This window comes from Variovorax sp. 20P10.2.4, from assembly GCF_058244205.1.
Genome location: NZ_JBZAYE010001201.1, coordinates 1 through 1022, shown reverse-complemented (window position 1 = coordinate 1022; position 1022 = coordinate 1). Strand labels below are relative to the sequence as shown.

The 1022-nt window shown below is 63.8% G+C and carries 1 protein-coding gene; it reads left to right on the top strand.

Annotated features, from left to right (window positions below; all coding sequences use genetic code 11):
* The coding region (gene tuf / locus AC27VN_RS42280) for an elongation factor Tu (protein WP_490880638.1) at positions 1-1022 on the top strand (1022 nt) is incomplete at both ends.

The window sequence follows — 1022 nt, the reverse complement described above, 5'->3', positions numbered from 1 at the left end:
AAGTTCGGCGGCGAAGCGAAGGCCTACGACCAGATCGACGCTGCGCCCGAAGAAAAGGCCCGCGGCATCACGATCAACACCGCGCACGTCGAGTACGAAACGGCCAACCGCCACTACGCACACGTCGACTGCCCCGGCCACGCCGACTACGTGAAGAACATGATCACCGGCGCCGCCCAGATGGACGGCGCGATCCTGGTGTGCTCGGCCGCCGACGGCCCGATGCCCCAGACGCGTGAGCACATCCTGCTGGCTCGCCAGGTGGGCGTGGGCTACATCATCGTGTTCCTGAACAAGTGCGACATGGTCGACGACAAGGAGTTGCTCGAGCTGGTCGAAATGGAAGTTCGCGAACTCCTCGACAAGTACGAATTCCCCGGCGACGACACCCCGATCATCCACGGCTCGGCGAAGCTGGCCCTGGAAGGCGACAAGGGCGAGCTCGGCGAAGGCGCGATCATGAAGCTGGCCGAGGCCCTGGACACGTACATCCCGACGCCCGAGCGCGCCGTGGACGGCACGTTCCTGATGCCCGTGGAAGACGTGTTCTCGATCTCGGGTCGCGGTACCGTGGTGACCGGCGCTGTCGAGCGCGGCGTGATCAAGGTCGGTGAAGAAATCGAAATCGTGGGCATCCGCCCGACGGTCAAGACCACCTGCACCGGCGTGGAAATGTTCCGCAAGCTGCTGGACCAAGGTCAAGCCGGTGACAACGTGGGCGTGCTGCTGCGCGGCACGAAGCGCGAAGAAGTCGAGCGCGGCCAGGTGCTGTGCAAGCCCGGTTCGATCAAGCCGCACACGCACTTCACCGCCGAGGTGTACGTTCTGTCGAAGGACGAGGGCGGCCGTCACACGCCGTTCTTCAACAACTACCGTCCGCAGTTCTACTTCCGCACGACGGACGTGACCGGCGCGATCGAGCTGCCGAAGGACAAGGAAATGGTCATGCCTGGCGACAACGTCAGCATCACCGTGAAGCTGATCAACCCGATCGCGATGGAAGAAGGCCTGCGCTTCGCCAT